The 15,374-nt window shown below is 71.1% G+C and carries 14 protein-coding genes; 8 read left to right on the top strand and 6 right to left on the bottom strand.

Annotated features, from left to right (window positions below; all coding sequences use genetic code 11):
* Nucleotides 1-125 precede the first annotated feature (125 nt).
* The gene (locus ABT186_RS40210; RefSeq protein WP_351929304.1) at nt 126-2,240 is read right to left on the bottom strand and encodes a DEAD/DEAH box helicase; all 2,115 of its coding nucleotides are present in this window, start codon (nt 2,238-2,240) and stop codon (nt 126-128) included.
* A gap of 474 nt (nt 2,241-2,714) precedes the next feature.
* Between ABT186_RS40210 and ABT186_RS40205 the strand changes: the two genes are divergently transcribed.
* A complete protein-coding gene (locus tag ABT186_RS40205) occupies nt 2,715-3,452 on the top strand; it encodes a ferritin-like fold-containing protein (RefSeq protein ID WP_351235247.1) in 738 nt (245 codons plus the stop codon).
* Nucleotides 3,453-4,187: 735 nt separating this feature from the next.
* Here ABT186_RS40205 and ABT186_RS40200 read toward each other — a convergent pair.
* The 4 genes from ABT186_RS40200 to ABT186_RS40185 form a co-directional block, all read right to left on the bottom strand.
* Entirely contained in the window at nt 4,188-4,457 is a 270-nt protein-coding gene (locus ABT186_RS40200) for a hypothetical protein (RefSeq protein WP_351235245.1), read from the bottom strand.
* A 234-nt stretch (nt 4,458-4,691) separates the two neighbouring features.
* The gene (locus ABT186_RS40195) at nt 4,692-4,919 is read right to left on the bottom strand and encodes a DUF3107 domain-containing protein (RefSeq protein WP_351235243.1); all 228 of its coding nucleotides are present in this window, start codon (nt 4,917-4,919) and stop codon (nt 4,692-4,694) included.
* 180 nt (nt 4,920-5,099) lie between these two features.
* Complete coding sequence (locus ABT186_RS40190; RefSeq protein WP_351235241.1) at nt 5,100-5,744, bottom strand: TetR/AcrR family transcriptional regulator; 645 nt, start codon at nt 5,742-5,744, stop codon at nt 5,100-5,102.
* A gap of 280 nt (nt 5,745-6,024) precedes the next feature.
* Nucleotides 6,025-6,246 carry an Rv3202a family protein gene (locus tag ABT186_RS40185; protein WP_351235240.1) on the bottom strand — a complete coding sequence of 74 codons (222 nt, stop codon included), beginning with the start codon at nt 6,244-6,246 and terminating at the stop codon, nt 6,025-6,027.
* A 219-nt stretch (nt 6,247-6,465) separates the two neighbouring features.
* On the opposite strand from ABT186_RS40185, the gene ABT186_RS40180 reads away from it, so the two are divergent.
* Complete coding sequence (locus tag ABT186_RS40180) at nt 6,466-7,542, top strand: alpha/beta fold hydrolase (protein ID WP_351929302.1); 1,077 nt, start codon at nt 6,466-6,468, stop codon at nt 7,540-7,542.
* Between the two features lie 16 nt (nt 7,543-7,558).
* Here the strand turns inward: ABT186_RS40180 and ABT186_RS40175 are convergent, their stop codons facing one another.
* Nucleotides 7,559-7,744: a hypothetical protein gene (locus ABT186_RS40175; protein ID WP_351929300.1), complete on the bottom strand. Its 186-nt coding sequence runs from the start codon at nt 7,742-7,744 to the stop codon at nt 7,559-7,561.
* 370 nt (nt 7,745-8,114) lie between these two features.
* Between ABT186_RS40175 and ABT186_RS40170 the strand changes: the two genes are divergently transcribed.
* The 6 genes from ABT186_RS40170 to ABT186_RS40145 all read left to right on the top strand — a co-directional run bounded on the left by ABT186_RS40170 (nt 8,115) and on the right by ABT186_RS40145 (nt 15,113).
* On the top strand, nt 8,115-9,407 hold the full coding sequence (locus ABT186_RS40170; RefSeq protein WP_351929298.1) for a DUF3152 domain-containing protein: 1,293 nt from the start codon (nt 8,115-8,117) through the stop codon (nt 9,405-9,407).
* Nucleotides 9,408-9,464: 57 nt separating this feature from the next.
* Nucleotides 9,465-9,557, top strand: a complete 93-nt coding sequence (locus ABT186_RS40165; RefSeq protein ID WP_351235235.1) for an Ms4533A family Cys-rich leader peptide — start codon at nt 9,465-9,467, stop codon at nt 9,555-9,557.
* Nucleotides 9,558-9,732: 175 nt separating this feature from the next.
* Nucleotides 9,733-11,451: an ABC transporter substrate-binding protein gene (locus ABT186_RS40160; protein ID WP_351235233.1), complete on the top strand. Its 1,719-nt coding sequence runs from the start codon at nt 9,733-9,735 to the stop codon at nt 11,449-11,451.
* A gap of 4 nt (nt 11,452-11,455) precedes the next feature.
* The gene (locus ABT186_RS40155) at nt 11,456-12,466 is read left to right on the top strand and encodes an ABC transporter permease (RefSeq protein WP_351929296.1); all 1,011 of its coding nucleotides are present in this window, start codon (nt 11,456-11,458) and stop codon (nt 12,464-12,466) included.
* Nucleotides 12,463-13,461: an ABC transporter permease gene (locus ABT186_RS40150; protein ID WP_351235229.1), complete on the top strand. Its 999-nt coding sequence runs from the start codon at nt 12,463-12,465 to the stop codon at nt 13,459-13,461. The genes ABT186_RS40155 and ABT186_RS40150 overlap by 4 nt, the downstream gene beginning before the upstream one ends.
* The gene (locus tag ABT186_RS40145; RefSeq protein ID WP_351235227.1) at nt 13,458-15,113 is read left to right on the top strand and encodes a dipeptide ABC transporter ATP-binding protein; all 1,656 of its coding nucleotides are present in this window, start codon (nt 13,458-13,460) and stop codon (nt 15,111-15,113) included. The genes ABT186_RS40150 and ABT186_RS40145 overlap by 4 nt, the downstream gene beginning before the upstream one ends.
* Nucleotides 15,114-15,374: the final 261 nt, after the last annotated feature.

Here is a 15,374-nt window from a genome sequence, read left to right as displayed (position 1 = left end):
AGGTTACCGGGCGGTTGGGGCCGGGCGCGGGTGGGGTCGGGTGACATCCCGGTGTACGGATCCGCAGGAACGCCGATGGCCCGTCTCCACGACGCGTGGAAACGGGCCATCGAACGACCGTCGCATCAGCCTTCGGCAGGCTCCGCGGCCTTGCGGGTGCGCCGGCGCGGCTTGGCCGGAGCCTCGTCCGCCTGCGCCGGAATCTCCGCCTCTACGGCCACTGCCTTGCGGGTACGCCGCCGAGGCTTGACCTCGGGCTCGTCGGCGACCTGCGCGGGAATCGCAGCTTCGGCGGCCACGGCCTTGCGGGTGCGGCGGCGCGGCTTGGCCTCTATGGCTTCGGCGGTGTCCGCGGCGGCCTCGGCAGCGGGGGTCGCTTCCGCGGTCTTGCGGGTGCGGCGGCGCGGCTTGGCCTCTGTGGCCTCCGCGGTGTCCACGGCGGCTTCGGCGGCTTCGGCGGCGGCAGCGGTCTCGACCGTGGCCTCCGCGGTCTTGCGGGTGCGGCGGCGCGGCTTGGCCGGAGCCTCGGCCACGACCTCGGCAGCCGTCTCGACCACGGTCTCGACCATGGCTTCCGCGGTCTTGCGGGTGCGGCGGCGCGGCTTGGTCCCCGTGGCTTCCGCGACGTCCACGGCAGACTCGGCGGCAGCCGGGACCTCCGCGGCAGCCGGGACCTCCGCGGCAGCCGGGACTTCCGCGGCAGCCGGAGCCGTCTCCGCGGTCTTGCGGGTCCGGCGACGGCGCGGCTTGGTCTCCACCGCCTCGACGGTGTCCACGGCAGCCTCCGCGACCTCCGCGGCCTGCGTGATCTCTGTCACAGTGGCGACCGGCTCGTTGGGCAGCCCGCCGCGCGTGCGGCGACGGCGGCGCGGCGTGCGCGACTCCACGGCCTCGGCGGTGGTCTCCGGGGTGTCCGTGGCGGTCGGCGTCTCCACCGCCTCCAGCGGCGCCCCGCTTCGCGTACGACGCCGGCGCCGCGGCGTACGCGCCGGACGCTCACGCTCCGCGGACGGCCCCGAGGAGCGGCGTCCGCGCGGCCCCCGGCCGCCCGTCTCGCCGAGGTCCTCCAGCTCCTCCGCCGCGAGCCCGGCGCGCGTGCGCTCCGAGCGCGGCAGGACACCCTTCGTGCCCTCGGGGATACCGAGGTCGGAGAAGAGGTGCGGGGACGTGGAGTACGTCTCCACCGGGTCGTGGAAGTCCAGCTCCAGCGCCTTGTTGATCAGCTGCCAGCGGGGGATGTCGTCCCAGTCGACGAACGTGATCGCCGTACCCGACGCGCCCGCCCGGCCCGTGCGGCCGATGCGGTGCAGATACGTCTTCTCGTCCTCGGGGGACTGGTAGTTGACGACGTGGGTGACACCCTCGACGTCGATGCCGCGCGCGGCCACGTCCGTGCAGACGAGCACGTCCACCTTGCCGTTGCGGAAGGCCCGCAGGGCCTGCTCACGGGCGCCCTGGCCCAGGTCGCCGTGGACCGAGCCGGACGCGAAACCGCGCCGCTGGAGCTGCTCGGCGATGTCGGCCGCCGTCCGCTTCGTACGGCAGAAGATCATCGCCAGCCCGCGGCCCTCGGCCTGCAGCATGCGCGCGACCATCTCCGGCTTGTCGAGCGAGTGGGCGCGGTAGACGAACTGCTTGATGTTCGCGACCGTCGCGCCCTGGTCGTCCGGCGCCGTCGCCCGGATGTGCGTCGGCTGCGACATGTAGCGGCGGGCCAGTCCGATGACGGCACCCGGCATGGTCGCCGAGAACAGCATGGTCTGGCGCTTCGCCGGCAGCATGTCGATGATCTTCTCGACGTCGGGCAGGAAGCCCAGGTCGAGCATCTCGTCGGCCTCGTCGAGGACCAGGCACTTCACGTGCTTGAGGTTCAGCTTCTTCTGGCCGGCCAGGTCGAGCAGTCGGCCCGGGGTGCCGACGACCACGTCGACGCCGTTCTTCAAGGCCTCGACCTGGGGCTCGTACGCCCGGCCGCCGTAGATCGCCGTGACGCGTACGTTGCGCACCTTGCCCGCGGTCAGCAGGTCGTTGGTGACCTGCGTGCACAGCTCGCGCGTGGGGACGACCACGAGTGCCTGCGGGGCGTCGGTGAGGGCCTCGGGCCTGGCGCGGCCCGCCTCGACGTCGACCGGGACGGTGACTCGCTCGAGGAGCGGGAGGCCGAAGCCCAGCGTCTTGCCGGTGCCGGTCTTGGCCTGACCGATGACGTCCGTGCCCGAGAGGGCTACGGGGAGCGTCATCTCCTGGATGGGGAAGGGGGTGATGATGCCGACGGCTTCCAGCGCTTCGGCGGTCTCGGGAAGGATCCCGAGTTCTCGGAAAGTCGTAGTCAGGGTGCTGCCTCTTCTGTGTGCGCGATGCGAGGCGAGCGCGGGGGTCGTGACCGTGCGGAAAGCGTCGGCCTGCTTGGGGGACGGGCCTGTGGCACGGGACCACGCCGACGCTCCAGCGCTCGTACCGCTGAGGGGTCCCTCCGGATGTCGTACGCACAGTGCCGTACGGACGAGGAGGGCTGTCGGGTCGGAGCCGATCGGGCCACCGACCGGGCATCCTCATGCATGCGGCCTGTCGAGATACGACCAAGTACTCAGCAGGCGCATTACCACCATACCCCGGAAACGCGCACACGCGATGGCCGATTCGGTCACGTAGTCGTCGTCACACTGATTGACCAGGGACTTCCGTGGGCCGGTGAGCGGGCTATTGTGCGCTTCATGACGACGCCTGACAACGCCCCCGACGCATCCGCCGAACCCACCTCGGTCGCCGCCCAGGAGTGGGCGACGGCCTCCGTCGAACCCCAGTACCGCGCCGCGGTCGTGGACCTGCTCGGCGCGCTCGCGTACGGGGAGCTGGCGGCGTTCGAACGGCTGGCGGAGGACGCGAAGCTCGCCCCCACGCTCACGGACAAGGCGGAGCTGGCGAAGATGGCGTCCGCCGAGTTCCACCACTTCGAGCGGATCAGGGACCGGCTCACCGAGATCGGCGTCGCGCCGACGGAGGCGATGGAGCCGTTCGTCGCGGCCTACGACAGCTTCCACAAGCAGACGGCGCCCTCGGACTGGCTGGAGGGGCTCGTCAAGGCGTATGTGGGCGACTCGATCGCCAGTGACTTCTACCGCGAGGTCGCGGCCCGGCTCGACGCCGACACGCGCGGGCTCGTGCTCGCCGTGCTCGACGACACCGGGCACGCCAGCTTCGCCGTCGAGAAGGTGCGCGCCGCGATCGACGCCGACCCGCGCGTGGGCGGGCGGCTCGCGCTGTGGGCGCGGCGGCTGATGGGTGAGGCCCTGTCGCAGTCGCAGCGCGTGGTCGCCGAGCGGGATGCGCTGTCGACGATGCTGGTCGGCGGCGTCGCGGACGGCTTCGACCTCGCCGAAGTCGGCAGGATGTTCTCGCGGATCACCGAGGCGCACACGAAGCGGATGGCGGCCCTGGGGCTGGCTGCCTGATCGTCGCGGCGGTCGGTGGCCGGGCGTCCCGGCGGCCGGGCAGCCCGGTGGCCAGGCGGTGACGGCCGGGCAGCCCGGTGGCCAGGCGGCCGAGCGGCCAGACGGGCCAGGTGGTGTCAGGCGGGGCCTGGCGGCCAGGTGGGGCCTGGCGGCCAGATGGGGCCAGGGCGGCCACGCGGCTGATGAAGTCGTGCCGCCAGAGGCCAGGTGGTCGCCGAGTCCGCCGGATGGTCACCGGGGGCCGTATACGCCGTACAGCACCGGCCGTCGTCCGTCGTGATGTCGTGGTAGTTGCCGTGTGGCAGTGCGGATGGCGGCCCTGGGGCTGGCTGCCGGATCGTCGCGGCCGGGCGGCCAAGGTGCCTGATGGGGCCGGGTGGCCGAGCGGAGTCAGGTGGCCAGGCGGTCGCCGGGGCCGCCGGATGGTCACCGGGGCCGCACACGCCTTACCGCACCGGCCCGCCGCTGTACGTCCATCCGCTGTACGTCGTGACGTCGTGCCGACGGCCGCGTGGCAGCGCGTGACACTCCGGTCGGCCGGTCACCTGCCCCGTCCGCTCACGCCATGCGGTCACACCGGCCCGGGTGACCAGGAGCCGACCGCTGTCCCGCCGGCTCACTACGGCCGCCGCAGCGGCCACCGCGGCCACTGCGGTCGTCGTCCGAGTCGCCGCCGTTGCCGTCGCGGCCTCTCGTCAGATGCGCCCCGGGCGTCGTTGTGCCCGGCGTCCGGCCTCAGGCCGTCGCCGACCGGCGGCGAAATCTTTCCGCGGGCCTCAGCAGCAGGGACAACGAGGCCGCGGACACGACCAGCGCACCGGCGAGGACCGCCAGCACACTCGCCGAGCCCACCGCGCTGTGCGTCACGAACGCACCGAAAAGGGCCCCTGCCACGCCCGTCGACAGCACCAGGGCGCGGGCCGGCAACCGGTGCGGCAGTCGGAGGGCGGCCACCCATGCCAGGGCGAGCCCGAGGACGGCGGAGCCGAGCGCTTCCAAGACCATGACGAGGTTCCCTCCCGCACGGCTGCTGCCTGGGCAAATCGGTCGTAGCCCGTCCTACCCCCGGCGTGCGGAGCACAATCCTCCTCTGTGCGGGAGATGTGCTCCGTCGGTGCGCGCCGTACGAGGGACACGCCGTACGAGGGACACACTGGGGCGGAGCAGAGAAAAGGGGCCCGGCGGCGTATGCCACCGGGCCCCTTTCCGCTCGGTCCGGAACTACAGCTCCGTCCGGAACTACAGCGTGCCGAAGCCCACCTTGCGCGGGGCGGGCTCGCCGATCTCCACGTACGCGAGACGGTCGGCCGGGACCAGGAGCTTGCGGCCGTGCTCGTCCACGAGGCTCAGCAGCTGCGACTTGCCGGCCAGCGCCTCGGCCACGACGCGCTCGACCTCCTCGGCACTCTGACCGCTCTCCAGAACGATCTCGCGGGGCGCGTGCTGCACGCCGATCTTGACCTCCACGGCTTTGTCCCTCCGACGGTCAGTGATGTGCGCGGCCGTCCGCGCCGTACCTGCACACATTAGCCCGGTGAGGGGAGGTACACGCTCCGCTCCAGCACGCCAGGAGCGAACAGCCGACGGGAACAAATCCGCCGTACGGCCCCACCTGGTGGCGCCGTACGGCTCGGGTCGTCGCTGTTCTCAGTGGTGTTGTTCGTTGCCGTGCAGCGGGAAACCCGCAATGCCCCGCCACGCCAGCGAGGTCAGCAGCTGGACCGCCTGGTCGCGCGGCACGCTGCGGTCACTGTGCAGCCAGGAGCGCGCCACGACCTGGGCGAGGCCGCCGAGACCCGAGGCCAGCAGCATCGACTCGGCCCGCGACAGGCCGGTGTCCTCGGCGATGACGTCGCAGATCGCCTCCGCGCACTCGTTCGTGACCTTGTCGACACGCTCGCGCACGGCGGGCTCGTTCGTCAGGTCCGACTCGAAGACCAGCCGGAAGGCCCCGCCGTCGTCCTCCACGTACGCGAAGTACGCGTCCATCGTGGCCCGTACGCGCTGCTTGTTGTCGGTCGTCGACGCGAGGGCGTTCCGTACGGCCTGCAGCAGGGCGTCGCAGTGCTGGTCCAGCAGCGCCAGGTAGAGGTCGAGCTTGCCCGGGAAGTGCTGGTAGAGCACCGGTTTGCTGACGCCTGCGCGCTCGGCGATGTCGTCCATCGCGGCCGCGTGGTAGCCCTGTGCCACGAAGACTTCCTGCGCGGCGCCCAGCAGCTGGTTGCGTCGGGCACGACGCGGCAGGCGAGTGCCCCGCGGGCGTGCCGCCTCTGTCTGCTCGATGGCTGTCACGCCGCCTCCCAATATCGTCCACATGCGGTGTGCGCCGCGCGGCCATCGTACTTTTCGGTAACCCTGCTGTGCGCGGTGCGAGCGCAGAATTTCACGGACCGGACAGTGACGGAAGCCGCGCGGAGCGCGTCAAACGGGGGCAGGGCGGGCGGATGGGCGCCCCGGTACGGGGCGTCGGCGCCTGGCCTCTCACCTTGCGCGCTCGTCCTCTTACCCGATGTGATGGTCTTGCCTGACCTGATCGTCCTCGTACCTCACCGATCTCGTACCGTGCCGGCGCTCACCGATAGTCGTCCTCGTCGAGGGTGACGACGCGTGCCTGCTCCACGAGATCCGCCTCGTTGGCGCGCAGGATGTCCTCCTCGGTGAAGGGTTCGTCCCGCTCCGGCGCGAGTGCCGCGAGCTGTTCCGCGGCGTCGTTCGCCGGGGCCTCCACGTCGAGCTCGACTTCGTCGATGCCCGCGTCCTCGAACGTTTCGGGATCAGTGGGGTCTACGGCCATGGTGGGCTCCCTTCCTACCGAGAACTCCTGGAATCCCTGAAGAGGCAGGGGCCACTTGCGGGTGCCCTGCTATGAGCCTAGGAGACACGCCATCGGGACGCTATGTGTGGTGAGGAAGACGCATTGCCGTGTCCTCCTGCCGTGTCCTCTTGTCCTGCCGTCTCCGTCTGTGACGGCGAACACACGAACCACTGCGTGATCGTCTCGTAACATTGCCGCATGTCTTCGACCGAGCTGCCGTCCGTTCCGCCGGCCACACATGTGCTTCCGAAGACGGCGCCCGTCAGGGTCGGGGAAGGCGAACGGCTCAGGTCGGTGGGACTGCCGGGTGTCACGCTGACGGTGCGGTCGCGGTCGCGGTCGCCGGAGCATGACGGCCTGCCACCCGCGTTGTACGTCCATGGACTCGGCGGTTCCTCCCAGAACTGGTCGGTGCTGATGGCACTGCTCGACGGGCACGTCGACGGCGAGGCCCTCGATCTGCCGGGCTTCGGCGACTCGCCGCCGCCGGACGACGGCAACTACTCCATCACCGGGCACGCGCGCGCGGTCATCCGCTATCTCGACGCGGCCGGGCGCGGGCCGGTCCATCTGTTCGGCAACTCGATGGGCGGCGCCATCGCAACGCGCGTGGCTGCGGTACGCCCCGATCTCGTCCGTACGCTCACACTCGTCTCGCCCGCGCTCCCGGAGATCTTCGTGCAGCGCGGCGCGATCCCGACGGGCCTGCTCGCGCTGCCCGGCGTCGCCGCCCTGTTCACCCGGTACACGAAGGGCTGGACCGCCGAGCAGCGCGTCCGTGGAGTGATGGCGTTGTGCTACGGCGATCCCGGGCGTGTCACGCCGGAAGGTTTCCGCAACGCGGTCGAGGAGATGGAGCGACGGCTTCAACTGCCGTACTTCTGGGACGCGATGGCACGCTCGGCGCGCGGGATCGTGGACGCCTACACACTGGGCGGGCAGCACGGGCTGTGGCGCCAGGCGGAGCGGGTCCTCGCACCGACGCTCCTGGTGTACGGAGGCCGGGACCAGCTGGTGTCGTTCCGCATGGCCCAGCGGGCGGCGCGCACCTACCGCGACTCCAGGCTGGTCGCCCTGCCCGATGCGGGGCACGTCGCGATGATGGAGTACCCGGACGTGGTGGCCGCGGCGTTCCGCGAACTACTCGTGGACGCAGGCGAGTTGTCCGGCATGGGGCACGTCGCCGACGGCGTTGGAGCCAACCGAAGGGGGAAGCCCCTGCGTGGGAGCGGCGCGGCGAATGGCGAGTCCGGCGGCGTGGGCGCGGGGAGCTGAGGCGCGGCGTGGGACGTCACAGCCGCAAGGGGCGGGGCGACAGGAAGAACACCGACACAGGCGCGGTGCCGGACATATCGAAGGCGGACACGGCGGCGCTCCGCGCCGCGGCCTCCGGCGCCACGCTGCCGCGCCGCCCGGTGGCTCCGGCCGACCCGTCGTCGCCTGGAGTGCAGGCATCCGGGGCGGTTCCTCCGGGCATACCCACCGACCACCGGCGCCCGCCGAGCGGCACGCCGCCCAGGGGGGTCCCACACCAGACCGACGGGACGCCCGCGCGGGGCGTCCCACGTTTTGCGGAGGGGACTCCGGCGGGGGGTGCGCCGCGTTTTGCGGACGGCACTCCTGCTCGTGGCGTGCCGCGTTTCCCGGGCGGTTCTCCCGTGTCTGGCACGGCGCGTTTCCCGGACGGTACTCCGGCACGTGGCGTGCCGCGATTTGCGGACGGTACTCCGGCACGTGGCGTGCCGCGTGTGGCCGACGGGACGCCGGCACGTGGCGTACCGCGCTTTTCGGACGGTACGCCGGCGCATGGGGTGCCAGGCTTTCCCGACGCCACGCCCGCCCATGGGATGCCCCGTTTTGCCGGTGGGGCTCCGGCGCAGGGCGTTCCGCGTTTCGGGGACGGGACCCCGGCACGCGGCGTCCCGCGTTTCGGGGACGGGACCCCGGCGCACGGCATGCCCCGTTTCGCCGACGGCACGCCCGCTCATGGCGTGCCCCGTCCTTCCGACGGCACCCCCGCCCACGGCACCCCCCGGGTCCGCGGCGGTCACCCCCAGCAGCCCGAAGCCGGTGGTGGCTGGGGCGAGTCGATGGGCGCCGCCGTGCCCGTGGGGGCGTCCCAGGCCGTGCCGGCCATGCCCCGAATACCCCGTCAGCGGGGCCCCCGTCAGGACTACCTCGACGCCTTCGACGAGGACGACGACGTCTTCGCGCCCCGCCGCACCGGCGCCGCCGTCCACGCCCCTCCTCTCACCGGCGACCGCGACGCCGAGACGGAGCACGGGACCGAAGGCGGGCCCGAGCCCGAGGCCGACGAGGCGGTGCGCAAGACAAGCGGCAAGGGCCGTACGTTCACCGGGATCGCGGCCGCCGCCGTCACCACCGTGCTCGCGGTCGTCGTCGCCGGCCAGGTCGTCGGCGGACAGGGCAAAGCCACGGTCCGGTCGGAGTCCGCCACCGGCCAGGCCCGTGACACCCACGGCCCTGCCACCCGCGGCGGCGGCCGCCCGACCCCCTCCACCTCGCCGAGCGCGGCGCCGCTGACGTACGAGCAGGCGATGGACAAGACGTATCCGCTCAGCGCCACGCTGAAGGGCTCGGGGAAATTCTCAGCCGTCCCCGGCTTCGACAAGGCACCCGGCACGGGACGGAAGTACACCTACCGCGTGGACGTGGAACAGGGACTCGGCCTCGACGGCGAGCTCTTCGCGCAGGCCGTGCAGAAAACCCTCAACGACGACCGCAGCTGGGCCCACAACGGCGCCCGCACCTTCGAGCGCATCTACTCCGGCAAGCCCGACTTCGTGATCACGCTCGCCAGCCCCGGCACCACCGCCGCCTGGTGCGAGAAGTCCGGACTCGACACGACCGAGGACAACGTCTCGTGCGACTCGGCCTCCACCGAGCGTGTGATGATCAACGCCTACCGCTGGGCACAGGGCTCGACCACGTACGGTGACAAGATTCACGCCTACCGTCAGATGCTGATCAACCACGAGGTCGGCCACCGCCTCGGCCACGGTCACGTCACCTGCGACAAGGACGGCGAACTGGCCCCGGTCATGCAGCAGCAGACGAAATTCCTCGACCACGACGGAATCCACTGTCTGCCCAACCCCTGGCCCTATCCCGGGAGTTGACGGGCTGAGCTCTCGTCACATTGACATGGGCAGAAAGTTCGTTCAGGATTTCTGCCCATGTCGCCCCGTCACGCCTCCGCACGCGCCGCCATCGAGCTGGCGCTCATCGGTGTGACCTCGCTCTGCGTGGCCGACATCCTCTGTCGCTGACGCCCGCCCCAGGCGTTCGCGTCGCGACCTTCACCCTCTTCGTGACCCGTTGGCATCGCTGACCGGTTCACGGCTCTCGACGACTCGACGCCGAGGCTGACGTCTGCCCCGTTTCGTCTCACTCCTCGTCAATCCGTCTCGTCATTCGAGACCGCCTCGAGAGGTCGTCATTCCGATGCGTCAACCGTCCGTCATAGCGCGCCGCGTGGCAGCGGTGTCCGTCAGCCTGGTCGTGGCAGCGGGTGCTTCCGCCTGCGGGCCGAAGGACAACGGTGTCAAGGCTTCCGGAGGCGACTCCACGCCGCACAAGGGCGGCACGCTGACCGTCCTGAACTCCGACCCTCAGCAGGATTTCGACCCCGCGCGCCTGTACACCTCCGGCGGCGGCAACGTGCCCTCCCTGGTCTTCCGCACACTCACCACGCGCAACCGCGAGAACGGCGCGGCCGGCGCCAAGGTGGTCCCGGACCTCGCCACCGACACCGGGCGCCCGAGCGAGAACGCGACCGTGTGGACGTACACCCTGAAGAAGGGCCTCAAGTACGAGGACGGCACCCCGATCACCTCGGCCGACATCAAGTACGGCATCGAGCGCTCCTTCGCCCCCGAACTCTCCGGCGGCGCCCCCTACCTGAGGGACTGGCTCGTCGGCGCGGCGGACTACCAGGGTCCGTACAAGGACAAAAAGGGCCTCTCGGCGATCGAGACCCCGGACGAGCGAACCATCGTCTTCCACCTGAACAAGCCCGAGGGCGAGTTCCCTTACCTGGCCACGCAGACGCAGTTCACGCCCGTCCCGAAGGCCAGGGACACCGGCACGAAGTACGAGGAGCACCCGGTCTCGTCCGGCCCGTACAAGATCGTCGAGAACCAGAACGACGGTGAGCGGCTCGTCCTGGAGCGCAACACGTACTGGTCGGCCGCGACGGACGCCGAGCGCAAGGCGTACCCGGACAAGATCGACGTGCGCTCGGGCCTCGACTCCTCCGTGATCAACCAGCGGCTGTCCGCGTCCCAGGGTGCGGACGCGGCCGCGGTCACCACGGACACCAACCTCGGCCCGGCCGAACTCGCCAAGGTCACGGGCGACAAGGAGCTGGCCTCGCGCGTCGGCACCGGCCACTTCGGCTACACGAACTACATCGCGTTCAACCCGACGGTCAAGCCGTTCGACAACGTCAAGGTGCGGCAGGCTATCTCGTACGCCATCGACCGTTCCTCGGTCGTCAACGCGGCCGGAGGCTCCTCCCTGGCCGAGCCCGCGACCACCTTCCTGCCCGACCAGAAGTCCTTCGGCTACACGCCCTACGACCTCTTCCCGGCGGGCAGCACGGGCAACCCGGAGAAGGCGAAGGAGCTGCTGAAGGAGGCCGGTTACCAGAACGGGCTCACGATCACGCTCACGCATTCCAACGACAAGAACTTCGAGACCAGCCCGGAGATCGCCACCGCCATCCAGGACGCCCTGAAGAAGGCCGGCATCACGGTCAAACTCCAAGGCCTGGAGAACAACGACTACAAGGACAAGATCCACAGCGTCAGGACCGAGCCCGGCTTCTTCCTCGCGCACTGGGGCGCCGACTGGCCGTCCGGCGGCCCCTTCCTCGCCCCGATCTTCGACGGCCGGCAGATCGTCAAGGACGGCGCGAACTTCAACACGGGCCTGCTGAACGACACGTCCGTCAATGCCGAGATCGACGCGATCAACAAGTTGACGGATCTCGACGCTGCTGCCGAGCGCTGGGGCGCACTGGACAAGAAGATCGGCGAGCAGGCCCTGACCGTGCCGCTGTTCCACCCGGTCTACAAGCGTCTGTACGGCAAGGACGTCAGGAACATCGTGATCAGCGACTGGACCGGCGTTCTGGACATCTCCCAGGTCGCGGTGAAGTAGCGCCGTGAGCGAGGCACTTGTCGCCTCCCATGCCCCCGGGACGGACACACCCGTCCCGGGGGCGTCGGGGGCTCGTCCGTTCTGGCGACGGCTGCGGGCGCAGCGCGCCGCCCTCGTCGCGGCGGCCGTCGTCGCGCTGCTCGTCCTGGTCGCGCTCGCCGCGCCGCTGCTCACCGCGATCGAGGGCCAGGACCCGACCACGTACCACCCGACGCTCATCGACTCGGCGCGCGGCGGCGTGCCCGTCGGGCCGTTCGGCGGCATGAGCGGCGACCACTGGCTGGGTGTCGAACCGCAGACCGGACGCGACCTGTTCGCGCGGCTCTTGTACGGGGCCCGGGTGTCGCTCGGCGTTGCGCTCTCGGCCACCGTCGTGCAGGTCGTCATCGGGGTCGCGGTCGGTGTCGCCTCCGCGCTGGGCAGCCGATGGGTCGATCAACTGTTGAGCCGGGCCACCGACATCATCGTCGCCATGCCACTGATGATCATGTCACTGGCGCTGCTCGCCATCGTGCCGTCGAGCTTCCCGCGCCCCGTCCTGGTCACCCTCGTCATCGGCCTGATCGCCTGGGGCAACATCGCGAAGATCGTGCGCGCACAGACGCTCACCCTGAAGGGGCTCGACTATGTCTCCGCCGCCCGGCTCAGCGGCTGGAGCACCTGGCGGATCGCGCGCAGAGAGCTGCTGCCCGGTCTCGCGGCGCCCGTCATCACGTACGCGGCGCTGCTCGTCCCCATGAACATCTCGGTCGAGGCCGCCCTGTCCTTCCTGGGCGTGGGCGTGAAACCGCCGACGCCGTCCTGGGGACAGATGCTCACCGCCGCCGACGTCTGGTACCAGGCGGCGCCGCAGTACCTGCTGCTGCCGGCCGGCGCGCTGTTCGTCACCGTCCTTGCCCTGACCGTCCTCGGCGACGGGGTGCGCACGGCGCTCGACCCGCGCGCGGCCTCGCGGCTGCGCGTCGGCACGGGCCGCAGGCACGAGGCCAAGGCCGGCAAGGAGGGCACCGCATGAGCGGCTTCGGCGGATTCGTGCTGCGCCGCGCCGTCGGCGCCGCCATCACCCTGCTCGCCATCTCGGTGATCATCTACGTCGTCTTCTACGTCACCCCCGGCAACGTCGCCCAGATCACCTGTGGCCCGCGCTGCTCGCCGGAACAGGTGCACCAGGTCGCTCAGCAACTGAAGCTCGACGATCCGCTCTACCTGCGCTACTGGCACTTCCTGGAAGGCCTCTTCGCCGGCCAGGACTACTCGACGGGCACGTCGGTGGCGCACTGCCCGGCACCCTGCCTCGGCCTCTCCTACCAGAGCGACCAGCAGGTCACCGAGCTCATCCTGGCCAAGCTCCCGGTCAGCCTGTCGCTCGTGTCCGGCGCCATGGTTCTGTGGCTCGTCCTGGGCGTGGGCACCGGCATGCTCTCCGCCTGGCGACGCGGCCGGCTCACCGAGCGGGTGCTGACCGGCATCACCCTGGCGGGCACGGCCACGCCCGTCTTCGTCATCGGACTCATCCTGATGATCGTCGTCTGCGGCGAGCTGCAACTGCTGCCGTTCCCGCAGTACGTCAATTTCTCCGACGACCCCGAGCAGTGGGCCTGGAACCTGCTGCTGCCGTGGCTCTCGCTCGCCCTGATCGAGGCCGCCTCGTTCGCCCGTCTGACCAGGGCGGCCATGCTGGAGACCCTCGCCGAGGACCACATCCGCACCTTCCGGGCCTACGGCGTGGGCGAGCGCTCGGTCATCGGGCGGCACGCGCTGCGCGGTGCGCTCGCCCCGGTCATCGCGCTGAACGCCAACAACTTCGGATCGGCCGTCGGCGGCGCCGTGCTCACCGAAACGCTGTTCGGACTGCCCGGCATCGGACAGGAGCTGGTGCACGCGGTGAACGTCGTCGACCTCCCGGTGGTTGTCGGGATGGTCCTGATCATCGGCTTCTTCGTGGTCATCGCCAACGCCGTCGCGGACGTGCTGTACGCGGTGGCCGACCGACGGGTGGTACTGACGTGAGCGATTCCAAGGCTGCCACGGCGCCGCTGGTCGAAGTGACGGACCTCTCGGTGGAGTTCGGCGACCTGCGCGCCGTCGACGGCCTCTCCTTCCGGCTGGCGAGGGGCGCCGCGCTGGGGCTCGTCGGCGAGTCCGGCTCCGGCAAGTCCACCGTCGCCTCCGCCCTGCTGGGCCTGCACCGCGGCACCGGCGCCAGGGTCGGCGGCTCGATCCGGGTCGCCGGCACCGACGTACAGCAGGCGTCCGACGACGAACTGCGGCGGCTGCGCGGCGCAAGGGCCGCGATGGTCTTCCAGGACCCGCTGTCGTCCCTGGACCCCTACTACGCGATCGGCGACCAGATCGCCGAGGTGTACCGGGTGCACACACGCGCCTCCCGGCGTGCGGCACGCGCACGTGCCGTCGAGGTGCTGGACCGGGTCGGCATCCCGGACGCCGTACGGCGGTCGAGATCGCGCCCGCACGAGTTCAGCGGCGGTATGCGCCAGCGCGCCCTGATCGCGATGGCGCTCGCCTGTGAGCCCGACCTGCTGATCGCCGACGAACCGACCACCGCGCTGGACGTGACCGTCCAGGCCCAGATCCTCGACCTGCTGCACACCTTGCGGGAGGAGACCGGGATGGGTCTGCTGCTGGTCACGCACGATGTGGGCGTCGCCGCCGAGAGCGTCGACGAGGTGCTCGTCATGCGGCACGGGAAGGCCGTCGAGCACGGCGCGGTCGCCACGGTGCTGGGAGGGCCCCACGAGCAGTACACACGGGAACTGCTGGACGCGGTGCCGCGTATCGACGTTCCCCGGATCCCCGGGGGCGCCGCGTCCGGCGAGGTCGTGATCGAGGCAAGGGGGCTGCGGCGTGAATTCGGCCGCGGCAGGCGGAGGTTCGCCGCCGTGGACGACGTGTCGCTGACGGTCCGGCGCGGCGAGACCCTCGGCATCGTGGGCGAGAGCGGCAGCGGTAAGACCACCCTGGGGCGGATGCTGGTCGGGCTTCTGGAGCCCACGTCAGGCGAGGTCCGCCACGAGGGCGCTGTACGGTCCGGCGTGAGCCCGGCTGTGCAGATGGTCTTCCAGGACCCCGTCTCCTCCCTCAACCCCAGACGCAGCGTGGGCGAGTCCATCGCCGACCCGCTGCGGGCGCGCGGGACGGAGGTCCCCCCGCTCGAGCGAAGCCGAGAGCGGGGGACGGACGAGGAACGCATCCGGGGCCGCGTGCGCGAACTGCTGGAGCGCGTGGGACTCGACGCGGCGCACTACGACCGCTATCCCCACGAGTTCAGCGGCGGCCAGCGTCAGCGCATCGGCATCGCGCGGGCCCTCGCCGCCGACCCGCGCGTCATCGTCTGCGACGAGCCGGTGTCCGCGCTGGACGTCACCACCCAGGCGCAGGTCGTCGCCCTCCTGGGCGAACTGCAGCGCGAACTCGGGCTCGCGCTCGTCTTCGTGGCCCACGACCTCGCCGTGGTACGTCAGGTCAGCGACCGCGTCGCCGTGATGCGCCAGGGGCGGATCGTCGAGTACGGTCCCTCCGACGAGGTGTACGAGGCGCCCCGGGACCCGTACACGCAGCAGCTCCTGGCCGCCGTACCGGCGCTCGATCCCGTGGTCGCGGCCGAGCGGCGCACGGCGCGGAGGGAGCCGGCGGCGGCGTGAGCCCGCCGTGCGGCGGCCGGTTCGAGGACCGGCCGCCACACATGCAACGAAACGTGACTGTTTGATCTCCTAGCGCGACCGAACGCGGTCTGTGCGCGAAAGTTACGACCGTTCACCCCTTTTGGTGGGGGGGCGGGCCACCCCCCCGCCCGCCCCCCCCCCGTAAACCGAAACCAGGAGCCCCACCGCGCCCCCCGGCCCCCCGCCCGCCCCCCCCCCCCCGCCGGATAGAGTGGGGTACAGGGGCGGGCATGCCCGACT

The sequence above is a fragment of the Streptomyces sp. NPDC001634 genome (assembly GCF_040298185.1).
GTDB lineage: Bacteria > Actinomycetota > Actinomycetes > Streptomycetales > Streptomycetaceae > Streptomyces.
The sequence above is the reverse complement of the archived record's forward strand: the minus strand, read 5'-3'. Positions and strand labels throughout refer to the sequence as shown.